Origin of the sequence: Arthrobacter sp. RCC_34 (genome assembly GCF_041360795.1) — a bacterium.
Taxonomy (GTDB): domain Bacteria; phylum Actinomycetota; class Actinomycetes; order Actinomycetales; family Micrococcaceae; genus Arthrobacter_E.
Genome location: NZ_JBFUPW010000002.1, coordinates 33740 through 55426, shown reverse-complemented (window position 1 = coordinate 55426; position 21687 = coordinate 33740). Strand labels below are relative to the sequence as shown.

The window sequence follows — 21687 nt, the reverse complement described above, 5'->3', positions numbered from 1 at the left end:
GTGCAATGCTGTCTTTCCTGTAATGAGTCCCGGACCCGCGCGCCGCTTCCCTGATCGATCCGCTGTTCATGCTGATCCCGGGTGAAGCCTGCCAACGCGTGGCACCGGTCGACCCCGTAACCCTGACCCCAGCGGTGCGGTAATACAGGAATTCCTTCCAGACTGATCATTCGAGATCCCGGAAGACGTGTTTTTCCTTTCCGCACCTCCTTTCACCACTTGCCCGTGTTGTCGGAGCCTCCGGCTAGCATGGGACTCAACGCTTTGAGGGAGACCATGACTGAACAGACTCATTCTGGTTCTGAACTGAGCCCGGAGGAAATGCAGGCCGTCATCGACCGCATCCTCGCCACCGATTCCGACGCGGTGGAACCGGAAGCGGGGGCCGGCTCCGGCACGCCCCGCGGCACCGTGCTGGGCTCCAAAGCCCAGGCCCTGTCCACGCTGGACAAGGAACACAGCGAGTTCGACGGCTTGCAGGAAGACCTCGCCGAAAGGCACGCCCGGCGCCGTGTGGCGGGCCTGTCCACCGAGCTCGAGGACGTCACCGAGGTCGAGTACCGGCAGCTCCGCCTGGAGCGCGTGGTCCTGGCCGGGCTGTGGACCGAAGGCACACTCGCCGATGCGGAGAACTCCCTGCGGGAGCTCGCCGCGCTGGCCGAGACCGCCGGTTCCGAGGTGCTGGACGGACTGGTCCAGAAGCGCCTCAAGCCGGACCCCGGGACGTTCCTCGGCTCCGGGAAGGCGCTGGAGCTCCGTGACATCGTCATGGCCACCGGCGCCGACACAGTGGTGGTCGACTCCGAGCTGGCGCCTTCGCAGAGGCGGTCCCTGGAGGACATCGTCAAGGTGAAGGTCATTGACCGCACCGGCCTCATCCTGGACATCTTCGCGCAGCACGCGAAGAGCCGGGAGGGCAAGGCGCAGGTCGAACTGGCACAGCTCGAGTACCTGCTGCCGCGTCTGCGTGGCTGGGGTGAATCCATGTCCCGCCAGGCCGGTGGCCAGGTGGGCAGCGCCGGCGCCGGCATGGGATCCCGTGGTCCCGGTGAGACGAAGATCGAACTGGACCGCCGGAAGATCCGCACTCGCATGGCCAAGCTTCGTCGTGAGATCGACGGCATGAAGCCCGCCCGTGAGGCCAAGCGTGCCAACCGCAAGCGCCACGAGGTTCCTTCGGTGGCGATCGCCGGCTACACCAACGCCGGCAAGTCCTCGCTGCTGAACCGGCTCACCGACGCCGGGGTGCTGGTGGAGAACGCGCTGTTCGCCACTCTGGACCCCACGGTGCGCAGAGCGCAGACGCCGGACGGGATCACCTACACGCTGGCCGACACGGTCGGCTTCGTCCGGTCCCTGCCGACGCAGCTCGTGGAGGCCTTCCGTTCCACGCTCGAGGAAGTGGCCGATTCTGACCTCATCCTGCACGTGGTGGATGCCTCACATCCGGATCCGGAGGGCCAGATCGCGGCGGTCCGTCAGGTGTTCACCGAAGTGGATGCGCGCAAGGTCCCCGAGATCATCGTGCTCAACAAGGTGGATGCCGCCGATCCGTTCGTGGTGGAACGCCTGAAGCAGCGGGAACCGCGCTGCCTGGAAGTGTCGGCCCGCACTGGCGCCGGCATCCCGGAACTGCTGGCGGAGATCAGCCGTTCCATCCCGCGCCCCGATGTGCGGATGGAACTGCTGGTGCCGTACCAGCGTGGCGATCTGCTGAACAAGCTGCACGAAGGGGAGTCCGAGATCCTCAACCTCGAGCACACCGGGGAAGGCACGCGGGTCACCGTCGTCGTCCGGGAATCCCTGGCAGCGGAATTGGAGCAGTTCGTCATCCATGAGTGAGACGCCCGCGGCCCCGCAGGAGCCGGAGGAGGAGACCCAGGGGGACAGCCCCGCCATCCGGCGGGCGCTGTCCCTCCTGGACACCGCCGTCGGAAGCCTCGGAGGCCAGAACCGTCCCGGCCAGCACGAGATGGTGCGGCAAGTGGCCGCCTCGCTGGAGGAGCAGCGGCATCTGCTCGTCCAGGCGGGCACCGGCACCGGCAAGTCGCTCGGGTATCTCGTGCCCGTGATCGACGATGCGGTGCGCAACGGCCACCGGGCGGTGATCTCCACAGCGACGCTCGCGCTCCAGGCCCAGATCATGGGCCGGGATCTGCCGCGCCTGCTGGAGACCGTCACGCCCGAGCTTCCCCGGCCGGTGAAGACCGCCCTCGTGAAAGGCCGGTCCAACTACTTGTGCCTGCACAAGGTGGGCGGCGGCTTCCCGGAGGAAGACGCGTCGGACGATCAGCTCTTCGGCGTGGGGGCCGATGGCGCACTGTTCAGTTCGAACAACGGGCCGAGCCTCGGCAATGGTCCGGGCACCCAGCTCGGACGCGAGATCCTGCGGCTGCGCGAGTGGGCGCAGGAGACGGACACCGGGGACCGGGACGACCTGACCCCGGGTGTCTCCGAACGGGCGTGGCGGCAGGTGTCCGTCACGGCGCTGGAATGCCTCGGCCCGGCAAAGTGCCCGATGTCCGAGGAGTGTTTCAGCGAGCGGGCCCGGGCCACCGCCGCCGAATCCGACGTCATCGTCACGAATCACGCCATGCTCGCCATCAACGCTTTCGAAGGCGTCGCGGTGCTGCCCGAGTACGACGTCGTGGTGGTGGACGAGGCCCATGAACTACAGGACCGGGTCACGAGCGCCGTCACGGGCCAGCTGTCCGAAGCGATGGTCACCGCCGCAGCCCGGGCCGCCCGCCGTCATGCCCACATCAACGTCGAAGCGCTCGACGCTGCCGCCGGGGCACTCGAGGCCGAACTGGGTCTGCTGTCCACCGGCCTGCTGCCGCGGGGTCCCGAGGAACCTCTCGGCCGGGCCATCGACGCCGTGCGTGAGGCCTGCCGCGCGGCCCTCTCCGACTCCAAACCCGAGCAGGGGCAACCCGCGGACGGGGCGTTGCAGGCGGCCCGCTCGCGGCTGACGCAGCTCCTGGAGGTCAGCGAACGTCTCCTCGTGGCGGCCGAGCGGAAAGAGGTCGTCTGGGTGACGCGCAGCGGCACCTTCGAGCCCGGCACAGGGTATCGCCCCGCCGACGACGACGCCCCCGCCACCGTGACCGTCGCGCCTCTCAGCGTGGCCATGAAGCTCCGCGACGGACTGTTCGACGGCCACACCGCGATCCTCACCTCCGCGACCCTCGCGATCGGAGCCGCCTTCGAACAGGCCGCCGGCGATGTGGGACTGCAGGGTCCTGGCGCCCCCGACTGGGTGGGCATCGACGTCGGCTCGCCGTTCGACTACCCGCGTCAGGGCATGCTGTATGTCGCGCGCCATCTGCCCAAACCGGGCCGTGGGATCTCACCCGAAGCGCTCGACGAGGTGGTGGATCTCATCAAGGCCTCTGGAGGCGGCGCCCTCGGCCTGTTCTCGTCCCGGAGGGCCGCGGAGGAGGCCGCGGACTACGTCCGCGAGCGGGTTGGCGTCCCGATCCTGTGCCAGGGAGAGGCGACGATGAGCTCGCTCATCCAGGAGTTCTCCGACGACCGGGACACGTGCCTCTTCGGCACACTCACCCTGTGGCAGGGTGTGGACGTGCCGGGCGACTCCTGCCGGCTGGTCATCATGGACCGGATCCCGTTCCCGCGGCCGGACGACCCGCTCAACACCGCTCGGTCCCGCGCCGTCGCCCAGAACGGCGGCAACGGGTTCATGGCGATCTCGGCCAGCAGCGCCGCGATCAAGATGGCCCAGGGCGCGGGCCGGCTCATCCGCTCGACAGGCGACAAGGGCGTCGTCGCGGTCCTGGATTCCCGACTTGCCACGGAGCGCTATGGCGGGTTCATCCGTTCGACGCTGCCGCCGTTCTGGCCGACCACCGACCGGCAGGTCGTCCTCGCGGCGCTCGAGCGGCTCTCCGGCCGGGAACAGACCGCGACGGCGAAGAGCTGAGCCGGGCGGCGGCCACGACAGCAGACGGCGAGGGCCTGAGCGGATCACCGCTCAGGCCCTCGCCGTCTGCCGTTCGTCTTCCGGCGCGCGCCGCGGCGGCCGGTGGGGTTCCTCAGAGAGAGCGCAGCACCGAGACCACTTTGCCCATGACGGTGGCGTGATCGCCCAGAATGGGCTCGTACCGCGTGTTCTGGGGCAGCAGCCAGGTGTGGCCGTCACGCTGCCGGAACGTCTTCACCGTGGCTTCGTCGTCGAGGAGGGCGGCGACGATGTCCCCGTTCTCCGCGTTGTTCTGACGCCGGACGACCACCCAGTCCCCGTCGCAGATGGCCGCGTCGATCATGGAATCTCCCGCGACCTGCAGCATGAAGAGTTCTCCGTGTCCCACGAGCTGGCGGGGGAGCGGCATGACGTCCTCCACTTGCTGATCCGCCAGGATCGGGCCACCGGCCGCGATCCGCCCGACCAGAGGCACCATGGCGGCGTCCGAGGACGTGCTGAGCTCCGCAACGATGGACCGGGGCTCAGGCAGCGAGGTCACGCGGGGCGCTTCCCTCGTGTCCAGGGTCAGAGGGATGAGGATCTCCATCGCCCGGGGACGCTTCGGATCCCGGCGGATGTAGCCGAGGCGCTCCAGCTGGCTCAGCTGGTGGGTGACGCTGGAGAGGCTGGCGAGCCCGACGGTGTCACCGATCTCCCGCATCGACGGCGGGTAGCCCTTCGCCTCGACCGAGCGCTGGATGGTTTCCAGGATCTTCTTCTGACGGGGAGTGAGGCCGCGATTGGCCGGCGCCCTGCTGGGGCCGGCTTCGTTCGATGAACTCCTGGCCATCTGTCACTCCCTGGATCTCGTATGGGGGATCCCCGTCCTCCGGGAGGGCGGGTGCTGCCTGTCGCTTCGCGGGCCTGATTCCGGACCCGGCGAAATTTTTGTCAGTGCCCCCTGGTGTGCTGGTCACCAGAGGAACTCTTCCTGCGTCCAACGCTAGGCCAGGAGGATGCCCGAATCAAACATTTGTTCTAGCGAGTCTTGACAGTGTTCGTAGCTATGTCCTAAAAATAGTAGTAACGAGGTTCGAATACATGTTCGAACCGAGCTGGATGTACGGCGTATTGCCATCGAACGTAGATGCCAAGCGGCGTGATGGAAGCGAGGAATCGAAATGTCAGCACAGGCTGTTGCGATCACCCGAACGCAGGCTGCTCCGCGGATGCGGTTGACCCGCCGTGGGCGGTTCGTCTTCTTCGGCCTCCCGGCCGCGCTCTTGCTCGCCGCGATCATCACCTTCGCGCTGGGCACCTTGCTCACTCCGGCCATCGCGAGCGACACCCATGCGGTCGGCTCGTCCCAGACGGTCGTCGTTCAGCCCGGTGACACGGTCTGGGACATCGCCCAGCGGGTCGCGCCCGGCCGTGACACCCGTGAGGTCGTCGGCGAGATCGCTCGACTGAATGACCTGAAGGCGTCGGAGATCGTCGCCGGTCAGGACCTCTTCGTTCCTGCAGCGCGCTGATCCAACGCGGCGTTGCTCCCGTCCACTGCTGGTCGGGCTCCCGCCGTTCGCTTGGCGCGGTTGATCCGCTCTCGCTCCGTTCTCCTGTTCGGGCTCCGGGCCCGTTCTGTGGGTGAGCAACAATTCAGGGCGGGGGACCTGGGCAAACTAGACTGTACGGGTGAGCGAACAAATGCAGCGCTTGGCGAAGCTTCCCCTGCGAGACAATCTCCGGGGGATCAGCCCCTACGGTGCCCCCCAGATCGACGTCCCCGTGCTTCTGAACGTCAACGAGAACACTCATGGCGTTCCCGCTCCGGTGGTCCAGGCCATCACAGAAGCCGTCACCCATGCCGCCACCACGCTCAACCGGTACCCGGATCGCGAATTCACCGAACTGCGCACCGCTCTGGCGGATTACCTGGGCCACGGCCTGACCGCGGAGAACATCTGGGCCGCGAACGGCTCCAATGAAGTGCTGCAGCAGATCCTCCAGGCCTTCGGCGGTCCAGGCCGCACGGCGCTGGGATTCCCTCCCACATACTCCATGTACCCCTTGCTGGCGAGCGGAACCGACACCGAATATGTGAAGGGCGTCCGCGACGCCGACTTCGAGCTGTCCGCCGAATCGGCCGCCCGTCAGGTGCGCGAACTCGGCCCGAGCGTCGTGTTCCTCTGCTCCCCGAACAACCCGACCGGCACTAAGCTCGGCCTCGACGTGGTTGACGCCGTGTACGAGGCGGGCGAGGCCAGCCAGACCATCGTGATCGTCGATGAGGCTTACCACGAGTTCGCCCGTGAAGGCACGCCGAGCGCCCTCACGCTGCTGCCGGGCCGGGAGCGGCTCATCGTCAGCCGCACCATGAGCAAGGCTTTCGCCCTGGCCGGCGCCCGCCTGGGCTATCTGGCCGCTGCGCCGGAGATCACCGACGCCCTCCGACTGGTCCGACTGCCGTACCACCTCTCCGCGATCACCCAGGCCACCGCCCTTGCCGCGCTGTCCCACCGGGAACTGCTCATGGCGGACGTGGAGGACATCAAGGTCCAGCGCGATCGGATCGTGACGGAGCTCCGGGAGATGGGGCTGAAGCCGGCATCGTCGGACTCGAACTACGTCTTCTTCGGCGGCATGGAGGACCCGGCAGCCATCTGGCAGGGCCTCCTGGACGCGGGAGTCCTCATCCGCGACGTCGGGATCCCGGGGCATCTCCGGGTCACCGCCGGCACGGAGGCGGAGACCACAGCCTTCCTCACGCGGCTCCGGGAACTGCTCGGGCGATGAGCCCGACGGCCGGGCCGCCGACCGGCTCCGGCGGGGAGGACCTAGCAGAAGTCCCGCACGCACCGCCGTCCATCGACATCCACACAGCACGTCACCAGAAGGAGTCTCCCGCATGAGCGCAGCGAGCACGTCCCGCACCGCCAGCATGGAACGCAGCACGAGCGAGTCGAGCGTATTCGTCAGCATCGATCTGGACGGGACCGGTGTGGCAGAGATCAGCACCACCGTGCCGTTCTACGACCACATGCTCAATGCGCTGTGCAAGCATTCCCTGATCGACCTGACGGTCCGCGCCACCGGTGACACCCACATTGACGCTCACCACACCGTGGAGGACGTGGCCATCACGTTCGGCGAGGTGCTCAAGAAGGCGCTCGGCGACAAGGCCGGCATCCGCCGCTTCGGCGACGCCACGGTGCCGCTCGATGAGGCGTTGGCCCGCGCCGTCGTCGACGTGTCCGGGCGTCCGTACCTGGTGCACGAAGGTGAGCCGGCCGGTCAGGAGTACCACCTGATCGGAGGGCACTTCACCGGTTCGCTGACCCGGCACGTCTTCGAAGCCATCACGCTGCACGCCGGGATCTGCCTCCACATGGATGTGCTGCGCGGCCGCGACCCGCACCACATCGTCGAGGCTCAGTTCAAGGCCTTCGCCCGTGCTCTGCGCGCGGCGATCGAACCCGACCCGCGGGTCGAGGGCATCCCCTCCACGAAGGGAGCACTGTGAGCGAGCAGGAGAACACGACAACGGGTTCCGCCCAGTCCCTCGAGGACGGGGCGGTCCGTGATGCCCACACCGGCCGGAAGCCGGAGAGCCCGGAGGGCAAGCCGACGGTCACCGTGCTGGACTACGGTTCCGGCAATGTGCGGTCCGCCGTGCGCGCCCTCGAGGCGGCCGGCGCCCAGGTGACCCTGAGCGCGCGGCCCGAGGACGTCCTCAATGCCGACGGCCTGGTCGTCCCCGGAGTCGGCGCTTTCGCGACGGTCATGAAGGAACTCAAGGACGTCGACGCGATCCGCCTCATCGGCCGCCGCGTGGCCGGCGGACGTCCGGTGCTGGCCATCTGCGTGGGCCTGCAGGTCCTCTTCGAGAAGGGCGTCGAGCACGGCGTGGAAGCCGAAGGCATGGGCGAATGGCCCGGCACGGTGGAGCTGCTCCCGGCCTCCGTGGTGCCGCACATGGGCTGGAACACCGTGAAGGCTCCTGAGGGAAGCCTTCTCTTCGAGGGTGTGGAGGACGAACGGTTCTACTTCGTGCACTCGTACGCCGTGCAGACCTGGGACTTCGACGTCACGCAGCCGCACATGGCCCCGCCGAAGGTCACCTGGTCCGAACACGGCGCCCCGTTCATCGCGGCGGTGGAGAACGGCCCGCTGAGCGCCACCCAGTTCCACCCGGAGAAGTCCGGGGAGGCCGGAGCGCGGCTGCTCCGCAACTGGGTCGGTTCCCTGCGCAGGGGGCGTGACGCGTCCGTCGCGGAGCCCGCAGCGAGCCCGGAAACGGGTGCTGATTCCTGATGTGGTCCATTCTGCTCATGGGACTCGGCGGCCTGCTGATCGGTGGGGGGATCTCCTTCATCCAGCAGAAGAAGCCCCGTTGGCTCAGTATCGCCTTCTTCGTCCTGGCGGCCATGGCTTTGGCCGCCGCCTACCTGTTCACCCTTGACTCGAAATAGGCGCCCCGCGCGCCACCCGGAGGCATCATGACCCAGACCCAGCTTCCTGTTCTCGAGCTGCTGCCCGCCGTCGACGTCGTCAACGGCCAGGCCGTGCGCCTCGTCCAGGGCGAGGCCGGCAGCGAGACCAGCTACGGCACGCCGCTGGAGGCTGCGCTCAACTGGCAGCAGAACGGCGCCGAATGGGTGCATCTCGTGGACCTGGACGCCGCCTTCGACCGCGGCGACAACGCGGAGATCCTCCGTGAAGTGGTGACCTCGCTCGATCTGAAGGTCGAGCTGTCCGGCGGGCTGCGGGATGACGCCAGCCTGGAGCGCGCTCTGGTCGACCTGGGTGTGGCCCGCGTGAACCTCGGGACCGCGGCACTGGAGAATCCCGAATGGACCGCCCGGGCGATCGAGCGGTTCGGTGATCGGATCGCCGTCGGCCTGGATGTCCGCGGCACCACGCTCGCCGGCCGCGGCTGGACCAAGGAGGGCGGCGACCTCTGGGAGGTGCTCGCGCGCCTCGAAGATGCCGGCTGCGCACGGTACGTTGTCACCGATGTGACGAAGGACGGCACGCTCCAGGGCCCGAACGTCGACCTTCTACGTCAGATGGTGGAGAAGACCGGCAAACCAGTCGTGGCCTCGGGCGGCATCTCGAGCCTGGCCGATCTGGAGGCGCTGCGTGCGCTGGTCCCGCTCGGCGTCGAAGGCGCGATCATCGGCAAGGCCCTGTACTCCGGCGCCTTCACGCTGCCCGAAGCCCTCGACGTGGCCGGACGACGCTGAGGCCGGCATGACGGAACGTCGCGAACTTCCCGGCCACATCGCCGCCGCACTCGCCGGGGCCGGCGGCCCGACCGATTCGGCCGGGCGCCCCTGGGCCGGCCGCTCGCTGGCCGACGAGGACTCCCACATCCACAACTTCGAGAACGACGACGGCGAGGCGAACCCCGGTTTGACGGCGGCGCTGAACGCACTGCGTGCCGGAACCGGGGGAGAGGAAGGCGTCCTCGACGCCTTGGCGACCTCCCGGGTGTTCATCCCGATCGTGGCTCAGCTGGCTGAGGAGGGCGAGGGCCACGACGGCCTGCACGCCGACAAGCAGGCCGACATGGCCATGGTCACCATGCAGGCCCCGGACGGCCGGATCGCCATGCCCGTCTTCAGCTCGGTGCGCGCGCTCGAGGCCTGGCACCCCGAGGCCCGTCCCGTGGCCGCCTACGCCGCCCGTGCGGCGCTGTCGGCGGTCTCGGAGAAGGCGCAGCTGCTCGTGCTCGACCCCGGTAGCGACTTCACCTTCGTGGTGCGCCGGGCCCCGCTGTGGGCGCTGGCCCAGCAGAAGCCGTGGATGCCGTCCTACCTGGACCCTGATGTCGCCGAGGCGTTCCGCACCAGCGCCGTCGGGCACCCCGAGGTGGGGGACATCCAGCTGCGCCGGGGATCCGGCGTCGCGTCCCGGGACGCGCGGGGGGAGGAGGTCCCGGGTGGCGGCCTCGGTCCCGAGCTGTGCGTCATCCTGGCGTTGAAGCCCGGACTGGAATCGGCCCAGGTCAGTGCAGTGGTGTCCGCTTTACAGCAGAGCTGGGCGGGAAATGAAACACTTGCTGAGGGTGTTGATTCGATCGAGGTCAAAGTCACCCTTCATCAACCCTGATCCTCCGTGCCGGGAAGCGCGGAGTGATCACGACTCGCGCAAAGGAATTCAAGAGACGTGAACTTCGCACGGTACAAGGAGCTGCTGGCCGAACGGGATGTCCGCTGGCTGCTGCTGGTGGGGATGATCGCGAGGATTCCGCACTCGGCGTCGGGCATCCTGCTCACGCTGCACATCGTGCTGACCCTCGGCAAGGGCTTCGCCGAGGCGGGGGTCGCGGCGGCGCTGTTCACGATCGGCATCGCGGTCGGCGCCCCCTGGCGCGGCCGCCGGGTGGACGTCGCGGGGCTCCGCGTCGCCCTGATCCCGTCGATCATCTCGGAGGCCGTCATCTGGACCGTCATCCCGCACGTGTCCTACGAGTGGATCCTCCCGCTCGCCCTGGTGGGCGGGGCGTTCAGCCTGCCGATCTTCAGCGTGATCCGTCAGTCGCTGGGTGTCCTGGTGCACGGCGAGCGGATGCGCACCGCCTATGCGCTCGACTCGATCGCCACGGAACTCGTCTTCATGATCGGCCCGGCCGCCGCCGCGGTGCTGGCCACCACCTGGTCCACCGTCTGGGGGCTCACCCTGGTCGGCTGGCTGACGGCTCTCGCCGGGCTGTTCCTGGTCTGGATGAACCCGCCCACGCGCCGTGAGGGAGCCGCTACGGCCGACGAGGAGCAGGAGCAGCGCGCCGCCGAGTGCGAGGCCGCCGAACATGCGGTGGCCGACACCGCCGCCGGCAACCCCCAGGGCGCCGCGGGCGAACTGCTGGAGGTCGCCACCCGCCCTCCGGGACCCGCGGTGGCGGAGCGCGAGAACGCGCGACGCCGGCTCGTGAAGTCCTTCTCCTGGATCAGCGGGACCCTGGTCGCCGTGTTCCTGACGGCGGCCGGCGCGGGCCTCGTGCTCAGTGGCACCGATGTGTCGATCGTCGGCCTGCTGCGTCAGCACGGCAACGAGGCCGAACTGGGGATCGTGTTCTTCTTCTGGTGCGCGTCCTCGATGGTGGGCGGCATCCTCTACGGGGCCATGAAGCGCAAGGTCTCGCCCATGCTGCTGCTCCTGGCGATGGCCGTGCTGACCATCCCGATGGGCTTCGCGCAGGACACCTGGTCGCTGGCTCTGCTCTCCAACCTGCCCGGTCTGCTCTGCGCCCCGGTGCTCTCCTCCGCCTCGGAGTACGTGGCCGATCTGGTGGACGAGGATCGGCGTGGTGAGGCCATGGGCTGGTACGGCTCGTTCCTCACTGCCGGGACCGCGCTGGGCTCGCCGATGACCGGCCTCTTCATCGACCGCATCGGGCCGTGGTCGGGATTCGTGGCGATCGGCGTGGCCGGAGTGCTCCTGGTCGTCGTGGCGACGGTGGCCCGCGTCGTCCGCCGACGGCTCGCCTCGGTCTGAACGAGAGGCACTCCGCCCTCCACCGCTTGCGGACACGACGACGGCGGGGCGCCACCTTCTCCAGGTGGCGCCCCGCCGTCGTCGTTCCGGGTGTGCCGTGTCAGTTGACGGGGCCGGTGAACTTCTCGCCGGGGCCCTTGCCGGGCTCATCCTTGATGAGGGAGGCTTCGCGGAAGGCGAGCTGCAGGGTGCGCAGGCCGTCGCGCAACGGGCCGGCGTGCTGGGAACCGATCTCCGGGGCGGCCGCCGTGATGAAGCCCGCCAGCGCGGTGATCAGCTTGCGGGCCTCGTCGAGGTCCTTGAGGTCCTCGGCGTTCGGGTCGTCGGCGAGGCCGAGCTTCACGGCGGCTGCGCTCATGAGGTGGACGGCCGCCGTGGAGATGACCTCGACCGCGGGGACTTCGGCGATGTCGCGGGTGTGCCCGGCGGCGGGATCGCCCGCAGCGGCGCCGTGGTCTTCGTGTTCAAAAGTGCTCATTTGATAAGCTTGGCACACACCAACTGGGAGTCGTTACCCGACGCGGACACTGTGTGGGCGCGCCGTTCGCATTCGTGTGCCGGAGTCGTGTAAGATTTACTTCTAGTTTGCAAGTGGAGATTTCTCCCACCCGCGTCGACCGCCGTTCGGCCAGGAGCTCAGGCTCTCGGAACAGGACACTGAAGGTCGCCGGGTCAGAATAGGACGGCAGTCCTGTGCAGGGCCATCACTCCGGTGATGTTCCGGCACTGTGATCTTTGTCCGACTCAGTTTCCTGAGGCCTCCGCTTGCACTGGCAAGAGGAGGCCTTTCTCATTGCCAGTGGAACAAGGCAACGAGCAACAGGAGCTACACATTAGCGATCCACGTATCAATGAGCGTATCCGCGTCCCCGAGGTGCGGTTGGTCGGCCCAGCCGGTGAGCAGGTGGGTATCGTCCGCATCGAGGACGCCCTCCGACTGGCCGCAGAAGCAGACCTTGATCTCGTTGAGGTTGCGCCTCAGGCCAAGCCGCCTGTCTGCAAGCTGATGGACTTCGGAAAGTACAAGTACGAAGCCGCAGTGAAGGCGCGCGAGGCCCGGAAGAACCAGACCAACACGGTCCTGAAGGAAATCCGGTTCCGCCTGAAGATCGACAAGCACGACTACGAGACCAAGCGCGGTCACGCACTGCGGTTCCTCGGCGCCGGTGACAAGGTCAAGGCCATGATCCAGTTCCGTGGCCGTGAGCAGCAGCGTCCGGAGATGGGCATCCGCCTCCTCCAGCGCTTCGCCGAAGACGTGGCCGAGGTCGGCGTCATCGAGTCGACCCCGCGCATCGACGGCCGCAACATGGTCATGGTGATCGGTCCGCTCAAGAACAAGGCTGAGGCGAAGGCCGAAGCCCGTCGCGCCGCACAGCGTGCCGAGGCCAAGGCTCAGAACGAGGCCAAGGCTCTCGCCGAGTCGGACCGTGTGGACACGGACAGTGCCACTCCGCTGAGCAACAACCTCGGCGAGCAGCTGGCCGAGGCGCTGAAGGCAAGCGAGTCCGCAGCGGTGGAGACGCCGCTCGACGACGTCGTCGCTGACGAGGTCGTAGTCGACGAGGCTCCCGTCGTGGAGGCTCCTGTCGTGGAGGCTCCCGTGGAGGAAGCCCCCGCCGAGGAGGCTGCGGCTGAGGAAGCCGTCGTCGAAGAGGCGCCCGTGAAGGAAGCCCCGGTGGCGGAGCGGAAGCCGGCTGCGAAGCCTGCCGCTGCCAAGCCCGCCGCGATGCCGAAGCCGGCTGCGAAGCCTGCTGCTGCGAAGCCTGCAGCGGCGCCGAAGCCGTCCATGCCGAAGCCGGGCACTCCCAAGCCTGGTGCCCGCAAGGCCAACTAGACACCCGTCCTTCGCCCGACGGCCCTCCGATGACGAGGGCTCAGGGCGGAAAGCCCAACGGCGTCCGTCAGGATGCCGGAATGTGATTCGCAGGCCCGCCAGGGCCTGTGGCAACGTAAGGAGATCGGTCCCCATGCCGAAGATGAAGACCCACAGTGGTGCCAAGAAGCGCTTCAAGCTGACCGGTAGCGGCAAGCTCAAGCGCCAGCAGGCCAACCGCCGCCACTACCTGGAGCACAAGCCCAGCACCCTGACCCGCCGCCTGGCCGGCGACCGCATCGTCGCCAAGGGCGATGCCAAGGTCATCAAGAAGATGCTCGGCCTCTAAGTTCCATTTCCCGGCCGGATGGCCAACCACTTAAGGCCCTGAGCCGCCCGTGAGGGCGAGCCGAGCGGGCCAATGATTGAAGGAGTACGCACGTGGCACGTGTGAAGCGGGCGGTCAACGCCCACAAGAAGCGTCGGGTTGTTCTTGAGCGCGCCAAGGGTTACCGCGGCCAGCGGTCCCGCCTGTACCGTAAGGCCAAGGAGCAGCTGCTCCACTCGTTCGTTTACAGCTACGGCGACCGCCGCAAGCGCAAGGGCGACTTCCGCCGCCTGTGGATCCAGCGCATCAACGCTGCTTCCCGCGCCAACGGCCTGACCTACAACCGTCTGATCCAGGGCCTCAAGGCCGCTGAGGTCGAGGTTGACCGCCGTATGCTCGCCGAGCTGGCCGTGTCCGACGCCGCCACCTTCGCCGCTCTGGTGAAGCTCGCCAAGGACGCCCTGCCGGCTGACACCTCCGCCCCGAAGAACTAAGTAAGTCCTTCTCAGCGTGAGCTTTTCCGAGCGCCCCCAAGCCGCCATCATGTCCAATCCCCGGGCCGACCGGGTGAGAGACGTGGCCCGGCTTGCGGGGCGCTCGGCGCGTTCCCGGCAGGGTCTGTTCCTCGCCGAAGGACCGCAATCCGTCCGCGAAGCCCTCGTGGCCCATCGCGAACGGCTCTCCCGCGGCGAGGAGGGCCTGGTCACCGAGCTGTACGCCAGCCAGGCCTGTCTCGACCGGTACCCGGAGCTCGCCGCAGGCGCCGAAGGGGTCCGGACCAGAATCGCCACGGATGAGGTGCTGGCCGCCATGGCCGACACCGTCAACCCCCAGGGCATCGTGGCCGTCTGCCGCTTCCTGCACCGCCCTCTGGACGAAGTGCTCGACGCCGGCCCGCGCCTTCTCGCGGTGCTGTGCCAGGTGCGGGATCCCGGAAATGCCGGCACGGTGCTGCGGGCCGCGGACGCCGCGGGTGCGGACGCCGTGATCTACTCCGGCTCCAGCGTCGACATCTACAACCCCAAGGCCGTGCGGTCCACCGCCGGCTCGCTCTTCCACCTGCCCGTGGTGACCGGCGTCGATGTCGCGGATCTCGCGGCGCGCTGTGCGGAGCGGGGGATCGGCATCCTCGCCGCTGACGGGTACGGCACGCTCGATCTCGACGTGCTGCAGGACGCCAGCGCGGCTCGCCGGCTCGGGGCGTCCGGTTCCGCTGGCTTGGGCGGTGAGCAGGCGCCGTCGTACGACCTGGCCTCGCCCACTGCCTGGTTCTTCGGCAACGAAGCCCAAGGGCTCGCCCCCGAGGAGCTCGCCCTGAGCGACCACCGCGTGGCGGTCCCCGTCTACGGTTCGGCGGAAAGCCTGAACCTCGGCACCGCGGCGACGGTCTTCCTCTACGCCAGCGCCCGCGCCCAGCGCCGCTGAGCCGAGGTTCCGGCCGCACCGTTTCCCCGCCACGGAGCGTCAAAGAACTCCTTCCGTCCCCGGGATCCGTCGCGTGCGACTAGCCTTGGAATGATTTGTCACTCCAACTCATTCAAGGGGAACCATGTCCGCAAGTGGCGGAAACAAGGCCGTGGTGGCCGCCCTGTCCGCGAATCTCGCCATCGCCGCGATGAAGTTCGTGGCGTACGCCTTCACTCTCAGCAGCTCGATGCTGGCGGAGGCGATCCACTCGGTGGCCGACTCCGGCAACCAGCTGCTGCTCCTGCTGGGCGGGAAGCGGGCCAAGCGCGCCGCCGATGCGGAACACCCCTTCGGGTACGGGCGCGAGCGGTACATCTACGCGTTCATCGTCTCGATCGTCCTGTTCAGCGTCGGTGGTCTATTCGCCCTGTATGAGGCGTACGAGAAGTTCCACGATCCGCACGGCATCGAGGGGCCGTTCTGGTGGGTTCCGCTCGCCGTGCTGGTGGGCGCGATCATCGCCGAAGGCTTCTCCTTCCGCACCGCGATCCGCGAAGCGAACCACATCCGTGGCCGTCAGGGCTGGGTGCGCTTCGTCCGCAACGCCAAGCAGCCCGAGCTGCCGGTGGTCCTCCTGGAGGATTTCGGCGCGCTCATCGGTCTGGTGTTCGCCCTGTTCGGCGTGTCCATGACGCTCGTGACGGGCAATGGGGTCTGGGATGCTCTCGGCACCGCGATGATCGGTCTCCTGCTCGTGGCCATCGCCATCGTTCTCGCGCTCGAGACGAAGTCGCTGCTGATCGGTGAGTCCGCCAGCGCGAACGATGTCGCCGCGATCGAACGCGCCATCCAGGAGGACGGCACCCGCATCATCCACCTCAAGACCCTGCACCTCGGGCCCGAGGAACTGCTCGTGGCCGCGAAGTTCAGCGTCCCGGAAGGCGCCACGGGCGCAGCGATCGCTCAGGCCATCGACGACGCCGAGACCAGGATCCGCACCGCCGTCCCCACGGCACGGGTCATCTATCTCGAACCGGACATCTACCGCGCCTCCGTCTGACGGAGGCTGGGGAACTGCGGATACGGCGAAGGACGGGCCTGGTGGCCCGGCCTTCGCCGTATCCGGAGGCGGATCCGCAGCCGGATCGTCCGCTGTCGGGTGTTCGGTGGTCAGTGAGGGATGCTCAGTGCTCGATGTCGTGGTGCACCGATTGCACCGGGAAGCGGCGCTCCAGGCGCCCGCTCGTGAGCGCCACCCCGAGGCCGAGCAGGGCAAGAACGGCGCCGACGAGGGCGGGTGCCGTGTAGCCGTAGCCCAGGGCGATCACCACGCCGCCCAGGAAAGCGCCGGCGGCGTTCGCCAGGTTGAGTGCGGCGTGGTTGAGCGACGAGGCCAGGCTGGGCGCGTCCGGGGAAGCGTCCAGCAGGCGGGTCTGCAGGGGAGTGGTGAGGAGCGAGCCGATGCCGCCGACCACGAAGACCATGATGAGGGCTGCGGGCGCCCACGGAGCTGCCAGGGTGTAGAGCACGAGCGCGATGGCGATCGCGATGAGCGCACGGTAGATGGAACCCATGACGGACTTGTCCGCGAGCCGGCCACCCACGATGGTGCCGATGACCATGCCCAGACCGTAGATCGCGACCACCAGCGGGATGAGGCTCTCCGGCAGATGGCTCACCTCGGTCATGGTGTGCGAGATGTATGTGTAGGTGGCGAAGAATCCGCCGAACCCGATGGTGCCGATCAGCAGCGCCATCCACACCTGGACGCGCTTGAGGGCACCGAGCTCCCGCCGGATGCTGGCGTCCGGGGTGCTCGCTTCGAACGGCACGAAGAGCGCGATGGCCCCCGCCGTGAGCAGGGCGATCACCGAGACGAGGGCGAAGAGCAGCTGCCACCCGAAGTTCTGGCCCAGCCAGGTGGCGAACGGTACACCGATGACGTTAGCCACGGTCAGGCCGGTCATCACCATGGAGATGGCCCAGCCGCGCTTCGTGGCGGGCACCAGGGATGCCGCGATCACCGCCGCGATGCCGAAATAGGCGCCGTGGGGCAGGCCGGAGATGAAGCGGGAGAGGGCCATGGCGCCGTAGCTGTCCGCGAGCATGCTGGACGCATTGGCGACGGCGTAGAACAGCATGAGACCGATGGCGAGGCGCTTCCTCGGAAGCCGTGCGCCGAAGGCCGCCAGGAGGGGAGCACCCACGCAGACGCCCAGAGCGTAGGCGGAGATCAGCGTTCCCGCCTGGGGAGTGGTCAGGTGCAGTCCATGCTCGACCTCCCGGAGCAGGCCCATCATGGCGAATTCCACGGTGCCGATGGCGAATCCGCCCATGGCGAGGGCGACGATCGCCCGGGTGAGGGCGGCGGAGGAGAGGCGAGGACGTGCGATGGTCCCGGCCGGGGGAGAGGTGGTCACGGAGGGTCCTTGACTGAGGGGGTGGGCTGGTCTGTGATCACGACGTCGGGACCATTCTTTCCATTGTCGCAACGTGAAAGCCCTGGACGCTATTTCTTTCGGTCTCCGCGTGCCGTGACGGGGTGGATCTAGACTGGTCCGCGATGACTATCGCACCTCGCCTCGTGGTCGGCGCTGCCGTCCTGGATTCCCTCACCCAGCCCCGTTCGCTGCTCTGCGCCCGGCGCAGCGCCCCCGAGAGCCTGGCAGGGCTCTGGGAGTTCCCGGGCGGAAAAGTCGAACCGGGCGAGGAGCCGGAGGCCGCCCTGCACCGGGAGCTCCGTGAAGAACTCGGGATCTCGGTGACGCTGGGACCGGAGGTCCTGTCCGGCGCCGATCACGGCTGGGTGCTCAACGAGAAGGCGACCATGCGAGTGTGGCTCGCGGAGATCAGCGAGGGTGAGCCGGAAGCTCTCGAAGATCACGACGAACTGCGCTGGGTCCTTCTAGAAGAGGGCGCCTTGCACGCCCTGCCGTGGATTCCGGCGGACTTCCCGATCGTGGACGCCGTCCTCCGCCGGGCGACCGGTTCCTGACAGGCTCCGTCCCGGGAGACGGTGACCGCTTTCGGACCCTGGGGCCGGCAACGGCTCCTGCGTGCCGGTCCCAGCGGAGTTCCAGCGGGTGCGCCACGTGGGCGGCCCGGCGAACCGTGACGTGACGCCGGTGGGGGACTGGCCCGTGCCGTCCGTGCTGGACTGCGACGGCCTGATCTGTGCCGACCTGCTTTGTGACATCTTGACCTGCGACGGAGGGGTCCAGTTCTTCAGGGGCGCCATGCTGCCTTCGGGATAGCGGGCCTCCTCGACCCGTGGGTCCGGATGGAACTCCGTGACGGCGCCGTCCGTGCCGCGGGCCGCGCCGAGTCCTGCAGGCACCTCCCGGTTCACGGCAGGCCCCGAAGCAGAGGAAGCCTGCTGCCCTTCGGACTGCTGCAGTTCGGAATGCGCAAAGCCGTTCGACGTCGGGAAGCCGTGCTTCCTCTTGAAGAAGGCGACCCGCTGGGCGAGCCACTTCCGGTAACCGGGATCGGCGTATGAGCCCTGGCCTTTCGGGCCGGCGTACAGGCGGCGGTACTTCCCGACCAAGGCGGGGTGTTCGCGGGCCAGCCAGGACATGAACCACTCCCGGGTGCCCGGGCGCAGATACAGCGCGCCGGCGGTGACTCCGGTGGCTCCGGCCGCCGCGAGTGAGGAGAACAGTGCGTCCAGATCATCATCCGAATCGCTCAGATAGGGCAGGATCGGCATGGCCATGACGCCACACGGCAGCCCGGCCTCGCGCAGCCGGGACACCAGGCGCAGGCGGGCCCGCGGACCCGGGGTGCCCGGTTCGATGGCGGCCTGAAGTTCCTCGTCCATCATCGCCAGCGAGATCCCGAGCCCGATCGGCACCGCCTGTGCGGCTTCGCGGAGGAGGGGGATGTCCCGGGACAGGAGTGTCCCCTTGGTCAGGATCGAGAATGGAGTCCCCGACTCGGCCAGGGCCTCGATGATGCCCGGCATCAGCTGATACCGCCCCTCGGCCCGCTGGTACGGGTCCGTGTTGGTGCCGAGTGCGACGTGGTCGTGCTTCCAGGACGGACGGGCGAGTTCGGCCCGCAGCACCTCCGCCGCGTTGACCTTGACCACCACCTGTGAATCGAAGTCGAGGCCCGAGTCGAAGTCCAGATAGGTGTGGCTCTTCCTCGCGAAGCAATACACGCACGCATGGCTGCAGCCCCGGTAGGGGTTGATGGTCCAGGAGAACGGCATGGTCGACTGAGTCGGGACCTTGTTGAGCACCGATTTCGCGGTGACCTCATGGAAGGTGATCCCCGCGAACTCGGGCGTAGAGATGGAACGCAGCAGGCCCGCCATCGGCAACAGCGGGGCGGCCGTCGGGGCAGTGGCGGTGTCCACCAGTGCCGGCTGGAGTGCCTGTGCGTCCCATCTCATGCAAGTATTCGAACATATGTTCGAACGGAGTTCAAGGGGGCGCAGTCAAACCGCGGTGGGGCGCGGCTCCGGCCGGAATCCTCAGGCGACGGACCACGTGACGCCGAGCGACACCTGGACCTCCTGCTCGCCTGCCTGGATGGCGCCGTCCGCTTGCGGTGCGGCGGCGACCCGGGCGAACGCGATGGGAGGAAGCCCGCCACCGGCGGCGCCTTCCTCGATGCGGAGGACCTTCCCCAGGGTGACTCCCGACGAAGCTGCGAGCTGGGACGCCCGGGCGAGGGCATCCTGCCAGGCGGCGTCCCGTGCCTGCGACCGCACCGAGGTGGGGTCGGAGACTTCGAGCGAGAAACCTTCGAGCCGGGCCTGTTCCCCTCCGGCGGCGATGGCACTCTGCAGGACGCCCGCGGCTGCGGGGAGGGAACGGAGTGTCACGCGCACCGTGCCACGGGCGACGTAGCCCAGCAGGCCGTCGTCGTGCCCGTCCCGCCATTTCCGCTCCGCGCGGAGTGAACGGTCCGTGGTGGCGATGTCGCGCGCCTCGACGCCTGCGCCGTGCAGGGCGTCCCGCAGCGCGTCGAGGGTGCGTCCGGACTGGGCGAACGCCTCCTCCACGGTAGAGGCCAGCGTTTCGATGCTCACGTGTGCCGTCGCGATGTCCGGCACCGCAGGGGCGCTCGCGTGCCCGGTGACGGAGATGGTCCGTGTCGGTGTTTCCATGCCGTTCCTCTCGCCGTGTCCCCGCAGGGAGTGGTCAGAACCGATCCTGGTCCTGCGGCCCAATATAGCCACCCGCTTCAAGGCCCGCGTCCCGTTCGAAGGGGTTCGCCAGAGCCGGACTGCCCGTCCGCCAGACGGAGTAGGCGGCGCAGAGACCGTAGAACAGCAGGAAGGGCAGCCCCAGGCAGGCGGCGTACTGCGCGGCGTGGCGAGCCTCGTGAGCGAGCAGGCGCGGGTCGCTCTCGACGGACAGGCCGGGCCGCGCGAGGATCACGGATCCCACGGTGAAGGCGCCTCCGGCAGGGAACGCCCAGGGGTAGTCGCGGGCCAGCCAGAGACCTTGCGGGCCTCGGTCGACGGGGCAGCGTGCGGCACGCGCCACGGCGAGGCCGAGGGGCGTGCTCAGATTCACCCAGTTCAGTGCCGCCCGGGTTTTCCACATGCCAGACATGGGCCCAGCCTACGACGGCCCGCGTACTAGACTTGTGCAGGGCCTTGATTGGCCCACCACCACTCCTTCGACCCGAAAACACGGTACATGTCAGAGACCACTAAGGAAGTCATGGCCCCCAGCCCGTTGGATGAGGCCGCTCTCCAGAATGCTGTCGCAGAAGCCCTGGCAGCCTTTGAGGCGGCCGCCGATCTTGAGGAACTCAAGACGGCACGGCTGGCGCACACCGGTGAGAAATCGCCCCTGAGCCAGGCGAACGCGGCCATCCGTGATCTGCCCAAGGACCAGAAGAGCGCCGCCGGCAAGCTCATCGGCGGTGCCCGCGGCCAGGTCAACAAGGCGCTCGCCGCCCGAGCCGTGGTGCTGGAAGAGGAGAACGACGCGCGGATCCTCCTGGAGGAGACGGTCGACGTGACGGCCGCTCCGCGCCGTCGTCGTGCCGGTGCCCGGCATCCTCTCTCCGTGCTCCAGGAGCAGGTCTGCGACATCTTCGTGGGCATGGGCTGGGAGATCGCCGAAGGACCCGAGCTCGAGTCCGAGTGGTTCAACTTCGACGCCCTGAACTTCCAGCCGGACCACCCGGCCCGCGAGATGCAGGACACCTTCTTCGTGGAGCCTCCGGAGGCCCACCTCCTGCTGCGCACCCACACCTCGCCCGTCCAGGTCCGTTCCATGCTGGAGCGCGAACTGCCGGTCTACGTGCTGTGCCCCGGCAAGGTGTTCCGCACCGACGAACTGGACGCCACCCACACCCCCGTGTTCCACCAGTTCGAGGGTCTGGCGATCGACAAGGGCCTGTCCATGGCCGATCTGCGCGGCACGCTGGAGCACTTCGCCCGCCAGATGTTCGGTGCGGAGGCCAAGATCCGGCTGCGCCCCAACTACTTCCCCTTCACTGAGCCGAGCGCCGAACTCGACATCTGGCACCCGGGCGCCAAGGGCGGCCCGCAGTGGATCGAGTGGGGCGGCTGCGGCATGGTCAACCCGAACGTGCTCCGCGCTGCGGGGATCGACCCGGAGGAGTATTCCGGCTTCGCGTTCGGCATGGGCATCGAGCGCACCCTCATGTTCCGCAATGAGGTTGCCGACATGCGGGACATGATCGAGGGCGACATTCGTTTCAGCGAGCACTTCGGGATGGAGATCTAAG

22 protein-coding genes and 1 pseudogene are annotated in these 21687 nt (G+C 68.2%); 17 read left to right on the top strand and 6 right to left on the bottom strand.

The window, feature by feature from the left end:
* Positions 1–276: 276 nt before the first annotated feature.
* Positions 277–1842: a GTPase HflX gene (gene hflX, locus AB6732_RS09025; protein WP_370959665.1), complete on the top strand. Its 1566-nt coding sequence runs from the start codon at positions 277–279 to the stop codon at positions 1840–1842.
* Positions 1835–3940, top strand: coding sequence for an ATP-dependent DNA helicase (locus AB6732_RS09020; RefSeq protein WP_370959664.1), 2106 nt, complete (start codon positions 1835–1837; stop codon positions 3938–3940). Before hflX ends, AB6732_RS09020 begins: the two co-directional genes overlap by 8 nt.
* 112 nt (positions 3941–4052) lie before the next feature.
* Here the strand turns inward: AB6732_RS09020 and lexA are convergent, their stop codons facing one another.
* Positions 4053–4772: a transcriptional repressor LexA gene (lexA, locus tag AB6732_RS09015; RefSeq protein WP_370959663.1), complete on the bottom strand. Its 720-nt coding sequence runs from the start codon at positions 4770–4772 to the stop codon at positions 4053–4055.
* Between the two features lie 331 nt (positions 4773–5103).
* On the opposite strand from lexA, the gene AB6732_RS09010 reads away from it, so the two are divergent.
* The 8 genes from AB6732_RS09010 to AB6732_RS08975 all read left to right on the top strand — a co-directional run bounded on the left by AB6732_RS09010 (position 5104) and on the right by AB6732_RS08975 (position 11419).
* A complete protein-coding gene (locus AB6732_RS09010) occupies positions 5104–5454 on the top strand; it encodes a LysM peptidoglycan-binding domain-containing protein (RefSeq protein ID WP_208188495.1) in 351 nt (116 codons plus the stop codon).
* 160 nt (positions 5455–5614) lie between these two features.
* Positions 5615–6715, top strand: coding sequence for a histidinol-phosphate transaminase (locus AB6732_RS09005; RefSeq protein ID WP_370959662.1), 1101 nt, complete (start codon positions 5615–5617; stop codon positions 6713–6715).
* A gap of 112 nt (positions 6716–6827) precedes the next feature.
* Positions 6828–7442: an imidazoleglycerol-phosphate dehydratase HisB gene (hisB, locus tag AB6732_RS09000; protein WP_370959661.1), complete on the top strand. Its 615-nt coding sequence runs from the start codon at positions 6828–6830 to the stop codon at positions 7440–7442.
* Positions 7439–8233: an imidazole glycerol phosphate synthase subunit HisH gene (hisH, locus tag AB6732_RS08995; RefSeq protein WP_370959660.1), complete on the top strand. Its 795-nt coding sequence runs from the start codon at positions 7439–7441 to the stop codon at positions 8231–8233. Before hisB ends, hisH begins: the two co-directional genes overlap by 4 nt.
* Complete coding sequence (locus tag AB6732_RS08990) at positions 8233–8391, top strand: hypothetical protein (RefSeq protein WP_169795526.1); 159 nt, start codon at positions 8233–8235, stop codon at positions 8389–8391. The genes hisH and AB6732_RS08990 overlap by 1 nt, the downstream gene beginning before the upstream one ends.
* A gap of 27 nt (positions 8392–8418) precedes the next feature.
* Positions 8419–9165 carry a bifunctional 1-(5-phosphoribosyl)-5-((5-phosphoribosylamino)methylideneamino)imidazole-4-carboxamide isomerase/phosphoribosylanthranilate isomerase PriA gene (priA, locus tag AB6732_RS08985; protein ID WP_370959659.1) on the top strand — a complete coding sequence of 249 codons (747 nt, stop codon included), beginning with the start codon at positions 8419–8421 and terminating at the stop codon, positions 9163–9165.
* A gap of 7 nt (positions 9166–9172) precedes the next feature.
* A complete protein-coding gene (locus AB6732_RS08980; RefSeq protein ID WP_370959658.1) occupies positions 9173–10033 on the top strand; it encodes an SseB family protein in 861 nt (286 codons plus the stop codon).
* 57 nt (positions 10034–10090) lie between these two features.
* A complete protein-coding gene (locus AB6732_RS08975) occupies positions 10091–11419 on the top strand; it encodes an MFS transporter (protein ID WP_370959657.1) in 1329 nt (442 codons plus the stop codon).
* Between the two features lie 100 nt (positions 11420–11519).
* Here AB6732_RS08975 and AB6732_RS08970 read toward each other — a convergent pair whose 3' ends face one another.
* Positions 11520–11897, bottom strand: a complete 378-nt coding sequence (locus AB6732_RS08970) for a DUF1844 domain-containing protein (RefSeq protein ID WP_370959656.1) — start codon at positions 11895–11897, stop codon at positions 11520–11522.
* A gap of 396 nt (positions 11898–12293) precedes the next feature.
* Here AB6732_RS08970 and infC point away from each other — a divergent pair, with 396 nt between their 5' ends.
* The 5 genes from infC to AB6732_RS08945 all read left to right on the top strand — a co-directional run bounded on the left by infC (position 12294) and on the right by AB6732_RS08945 (position 16030).
* Complete coding sequence (infC, locus tag AB6732_RS08965; protein WP_370959655.1) at positions 12294–13256, top strand: translation initiation factor IF-3; 963 nt, start codon at positions 12294–12296, stop codon at positions 13254–13256.
* Positions 13257–13389: 133 nt separating this feature from the next.
* Positions 13390–13584, top strand: a complete 195-nt coding sequence (rpmI, locus tag AB6732_RS08960) for a 50S ribosomal protein L35 (RefSeq protein WP_066217308.1) — start codon at positions 13390–13392, stop codon at positions 13582–13584.
* Between the two features lie 92 nt (positions 13585–13676).
* Positions 13677–14057 (top strand): 50S ribosomal protein L20, encoded by a 381-nt coding sequence (rplT, locus tag AB6732_RS08955; protein ID WP_066217310.1) that lies wholly within the window; start codon positions 13677–13679, stop codon positions 14055–14057.
* 16 nt (positions 14058–14073) lie between these two features.
* Entirely contained in the window at positions 14074–14988 is a 915-nt protein-coding gene (locus AB6732_RS08950) for a TrmH family RNA methyltransferase (protein WP_370959654.1), read from the top strand.
* Between the two features lie 124 nt (positions 14989–15112).
* The gene (locus AB6732_RS08945; protein WP_370959653.1) at positions 15113–16030 is read left to right on the top strand and encodes a cation diffusion facilitator family transporter; all 918 of its coding nucleotides are present in this window, start codon (positions 15113–15115) and stop codon (positions 16028–16030) included.
* A 124-nt stretch (positions 16031–16154) separates the two neighbouring features.
* Here AB6732_RS08945 and AB6732_RS08940 read toward each other — a convergent pair whose 3' ends face one another.
* Positions 16155–17390, bottom strand: a complete 1236-nt coding sequence (locus AB6732_RS08940; protein WP_370959652.1) for an MFS transporter — start codon at positions 17388–17390, stop codon at positions 16155–16157.
* A gap of 143 nt (positions 17391–17533) precedes the next feature.
* On the opposite strand from AB6732_RS08940, the gene AB6732_RS08935 reads away from it, so the two are divergent.
* A complete protein-coding gene (locus AB6732_RS08935) occupies positions 17534–17965 on the top strand; it encodes a (deoxy)nucleoside triphosphate pyrophosphohydrolase (protein ID WP_370959651.1) in 432 nt (143 codons plus the stop codon).
* 321 nt (positions 17966–18286) lie between these two features.
* Here the strand turns inward: AB6732_RS08935 and AB6732_RS08930 are convergent.
* The 3 genes and pseudogenes from AB6732_RS08930 to AB6732_RS08920 form a co-directional block, all read right to left on the bottom strand.
* A pseudogene (locus AB6732_RS08930) lies at positions 18287–19366 on the bottom strand (Rv2578c family radical SAM protein); the annotation flags it as partial.
* A gap of 81 nt (positions 19367–19447) precedes the next feature.
* Positions 19448–20086, bottom strand: a complete 639-nt coding sequence (locus tag AB6732_RS08925; RefSeq protein WP_370959650.1) for an SIMPL domain-containing protein — start codon at positions 20084–20086, stop codon at positions 19448–19450.
* Between the two features lie 34 nt (positions 20087–20120).
* Complete coding sequence (locus AB6732_RS08920; RefSeq protein ID WP_370959649.1) at positions 20121–20537, bottom strand: hypothetical protein; 417 nt, start codon at positions 20535–20537, stop codon at positions 20121–20123.
* A gap of 87 nt (positions 20538–20624) precedes the next feature.
* Between AB6732_RS08920 and pheS the strand changes: the two genes are divergently transcribed.
* Entirely contained in the window at positions 20625–21686 is a 1062-nt protein-coding gene (pheS, locus tag AB6732_RS08915; RefSeq protein WP_370959648.1) for a phenylalanine--tRNA ligase subunit alpha, read from the top strand.
* The last annotated feature ends 1 nt before the right edge of the window (position 21687 follow it).

Coding starts and splice junctions, on each gene's coding strand:
- hflX (WP_370959665.1), top strand. CDS start 277: ATGACTGAACAGACTCATTCTGGTTCTGAACTGAGCCCGGAGGAAATG.
- AB6732_RS09020 (WP_370959664.1), top strand. CDS start 1,835: ATGAGTGAGACGCCCGCGGCCCCGCAGGAGCCGGAGGAGGAGACCCAG.
- lexA (WP_370959663.1), bottom strand. CDS start 4,772: ATGGCCAGGAGTTCATCGAACGAAGCCGGCCCCAGCAGGGCGCCGGCC.
- AB6732_RS09010 (WP_208188495.1), top strand. CDS start 5,104: ATGTCAGCACAGGCTGTTGCGATCACCCGAACGCAGGCTGCTCCGCGG.
- hisB (WP_370959661.1), top strand. CDS start 6,828: ATGAGCGCAGCGAGCACGTCCCGCACCGCCAGCATGGAACGCAGCACG.
- AB6732_RS08990 (WP_169795526.1), top strand. CDS start 8,233: ATGTGGTCCATTCTGCTCATGGGACTCGGCGGCCTGCTGATCGGTGGG.
- priA (WP_370959659.1), top strand. CDS start 8,419: ATGACCCAGACCCAGCTTCCTGTTCTCGAGCTGCTGCCCGCCGTCGAC.
- AB6732_RS08980 (WP_370959658.1), top strand. CDS start 9,173: ATGACGGAACGTCGCGAACTTCCCGGCCACATCGCCGCCGCACTCGCC.
- AB6732_RS08970 (WP_370959656.1), bottom strand. CDS start 11,897: ATGAGCACTTTTGAACACGAAGACCACGGCGCCGCTGCGGGCGATCCC.
- rpmI (WP_066217308.1), top strand. CDS start 13,390: ATGCCGAAGATGAAGACCCACAGTGGTGCCAAGAAGCGCTTCAAGCTG.
- AB6732_RS08945 (WP_370959653.1), top strand. CDS start 15,113: ATGTCCGCAAGTGGCGGAAACAAGGCCGTGGTGGCCGCCCTGTCCGCG.
- AB6732_RS08935 (WP_370959651.1), top strand. CDS start 17,534: ATGACTATCGCACCTCGCCTCGTGGTCGGCGCTGCCGTCCTGGATTCC.
- AB6732_RS08925 (WP_370959650.1), bottom strand. CDS start 20,086: ATGGAAACACCGACACGGACCATCTCCGTCACCGGGCACGCGAGCGCC.
- AB6732_RS08920 (WP_370959649.1), bottom strand. CDS start 20,537: ATGTCTGGCATGTGGAAAACCCGGGCGGCACTGAACTGGGTGAATCTG.
- pheS (WP_370959648.1), top strand. CDS start 20,625: ATGTCAGAGACCACTAAGGAAGTCATGGCCCCCAGCCCGTTGGATGAG.